Consider the following 2,936-nt stretch of genomic DNA (forward strand, 5'->3'; position numbering starts at 1 on the left):
TGCGGGAGGGCACGGGCGGCCGCACCGTGGCGCTGCCGCCGCAGAGCAGGCACCGCGGGCCCGTCCGGGGAGCGGCCCTGTCGGACCGCGGGGACCTGCTGGTGACGGCAGGCGAGGACGGCACGGTACGCCTGACCCGCCTGGGCGGCGGCCCGGCCCGCACCGAGGTCCGGGACGCCGGGCTGGGGTGGCTGTACGCGGCCGCCGTCAGCCCGGACGGTGCACAGGTCGCAGCCGCCGGCTTCGACGGGCGGGTGTGGCTCCTCGACGTGGACAGCGGGCGGTCGAGGGTCGTCGGCAGCCGGGACTTCGGCCGCGTCCGGGCCCTCGCCTTCTCGCCGGACGGCCGCCGCCTGGCCACCGGGGAGTGGCTCAACCGCATCGGCCTGTGGGACACCCGCACCGGCGAGCGCGAGGCCGCCCTCGAAGGGCCTTCCGACTCCGTCTTCGGCGTGGCCTTCTCCCCCGACGGCACCCGGCTCGCCGCGGCCAGCCAGGACGACACCGCCGGCATCTGGGACCTCGCCGAGCACCGCCGCATCGCACAACTCGCCAGCCACATCGGCCCCGTCTACGCCATCGCCTACTCCCCCGACGGCCGCACCCTCGCGACGTCCGGGGAGGACGGCTCGGTGCGCCTGTGGACCCCGCAGGCCGCCGTCACCACCCCGCTGCCGGGCTCGGCCTGGCAGGACGGGGCCCTCAGCCCCGACCGCTCCCTCCTCGCCGTCGCGGGGCGGGACGGCACGCTGCGCCTGCTGCGCACCGCCGACCGCGGCCTGCGCACGGTGCGGGCCGGGAAGGACCCGGTGCGCGCGGTGGCGTTCAGCCACGACGGGTCGCTGGTCGCCACGGGCGACGAACACGGCACCGCCACCGTGTGGCGCACCGCGGACCCCGGCCGCCCGCTCCACCGCTGGCGGGCGCACGGCCGGGCACTCACCTCGCTCGCTTTCCGCCCCGGCGACGCCGGAGCGCTCGCCACCGCCTCCGAGGACCACAGCGCGAAGCTGTGGCGGCTCGCGGGGGACGCCGCCCTGGCGGAGCGGACGCTGCCGGGCCACGACGACGGCGTCTACCGCGTGCTCTTCCTCGGCCGGGACACCCTCGCCACCGGCAGCCTCGACAACACCGTCCGCATCTGGCGCTACTCCGACGGCCGGGCGCTGCGCAGCCTGACCGAACACGAGGACACCGTCTTCGGCCTGGCCCTCAGCCGCGACGGCGTCCTCGCCACGGCGAGCCGCGACCACACCGTCAAGCTCTGGGACCCCGAGGGCCGCACGAGCCTGCGCACCCTGGCCGGGCACACCGGCCCCGTCACGTCGGCGGCCTTTAACCCCGCCGGCACCCGGCTGGTGACCACCGGCCGCGACAACACCGTACGGATCTGGGACCCGCGCGACGGCCGCCTGCTGCTGACCCTGACCGGCCACACCGGCCGGGTCCGGGCCGCGGCCTTCCTCGGCGACGACGGCCCGGTGGTGTCGGTGGCGGAGGACGGGACGGTGCGCTGGTGGAACCTGGACGTGCCGGAGGTCCTCGCCCGCACCTGCAGGGCGCTGGGCAGCGCCACGGACCGGCCGCTGTGGCAGCGCCTGCTGCCGGACGTGCCCTACGCGCCGGGCTGCCCCTGATCGCCGGCCGCTCCTGATACCCGGCCGCTCCCGGTCTCCGGTCGTTCCCGGTCTCCGGTCGTTCCCGGGCGTCCGCCCTCCCTTCCACCGGCGGCACTTCACCCACATGCGCATCACGGCCGGTGGGACGCGGTTGCCCGCCGCCTTGTCCGCCGAGGCAACAGGAAACCCCTGTTCCGCACCGCTGCCCCGCTCCGAGACTCGAAGTACCGGGACAACAGGGGTGAAACCACCCCCCGGTGATACGGCCTCAGCCGAGACAAGGAGCCCCCGTGAACAGCCGTCGCCTCCGCAACCGCAGCCTCGTCCTTCCCACCGCCGTCGTCCTCCTGGCCCTCACCCTCACCGGCGCCACGGCCGCCCTCGCCGAGGGCGCACCCACCGCCGTCACCATGGCCCCGGCCGCCTGGGCCACACCGGAGCCGGACGGCGCCGTGACGGCCGAGCGGCAGAAGATCGTCGAGCGCGCCCTCAGCGCCCTGACCACCCCCAAACGCTTCCGCCTCACGCGCGGCGGGCCCGTGCACCTGTCCCGGCCGGGCCACCCCGACCGGGACACCAACTACCTCGGCAAGGGCAACAGCAACGCCAACCTGAACGAGTACAACGGCTTCGCCGGGAACCCGAACCAGCGTCCGTGGTGCGGCTTCTTCGCCGCCCGGATGTGGGCGAACCGCGGCGTGCCCGCCGACCCCGGCAACAGCCGGGCCTGGCGCAGCGGCACCGGCGACCGGTGGCACCCGTACGCGGCCGACCGGCCGCCGCAGCCCGGCGACGTCCTCATGTGGGCCGGCCGGAACCACGCGGGGCACGTCGCCGTCGTGGTCGGCGTCTCCGGCACCCGGGTCACGACCGTCGAGGGCAACACCGGCTACCACAACGACAGCATCGCCCGGCAGCGCTACGAGTGGACCGGCGCCGGCCCGGTGCTGAAGGACCGGACCAAGGTCATCCAGGGCTTCGCCTCCCGGTTCTGACCCGCGCCCCCACCCGCCCCCGTCCCCGCCCCCGTCCCCGTCTCCCCACCCGCGCCACCCCGCCCCCATCGCCCCTCAACGACCCCGGAAGGACACTCCCATGGAACCCCGCTCCTCTCCCCTCGCCCGCCTCCGCACCGCCGGCGGGCTGCTCCTGGCCGCGCTCACCCTCGCCGGAGGCGCCGTCGCCACCACGACCACGACGACCGTCACCGTCACGGCGACCACGACCGCCACCGGCGGTACGGACGCGGCCGACCCGTGCCGGGCCTTCCCGGCCGGAGCCTGCCCCCACCGGAACTGACAGGGCCGGTCACGCCCC

The 2,936-nt window shown here is 76.3% G+C and carries 3 protein-coding genes; all 3 read left to right on the forward strand.

From position 1 onward, the window contains the following. On the forward strand, positions 1–1,637 hold a 1,637-nt coding region (locus tag V7793_RS35960; RefSeq protein WP_336013881.1), incomplete at its 5' end, for a WD40 repeat domain-containing protein. A gap of 272 nt (positions 1,638–1,909) precedes the next feature. Beyond that, a complete protein-coding gene (locus V7793_RS35965; protein ID WP_336013882.1) occupies positions 1,910–2,614 on the forward strand; it encodes a CHAP domain-containing protein in 705 nt (234 codons plus the stop codon). 100 nt (positions 2,615–2,714) lie between these two features. Next, positions 2,715–2,918: a hypothetical protein gene (locus V7793_RS35970; RefSeq protein ID WP_336013883.1), complete on the forward strand. Its 204-nt coding sequence runs from the start codon at positions 2,715–2,717 to the stop codon at positions 2,916–2,918. The last annotated feature ends 18 nt before the right edge of the window (positions 2,919–2,936 follow it).

Source organism: Streptomyces sp. KLMMK, from assembly GCF_036961605.1.
Classification (GTDB): domain Bacteria; phylum Actinomycetota; class Actinomycetes; order Streptomycetales; family Streptomycetaceae; genus Streptomyces; species Streptomyces telluris.

Bases quoted from the DNA above. Each gene is read 5' to 3' on its own strand.
- V7793_RS35970 (WP_336013883.1), top strand. From the start codon at position 2,715: ATGGAACCCCGCTCCTCTCCCCTCGCCCGCCTCCGCACCGCCGGCGGG.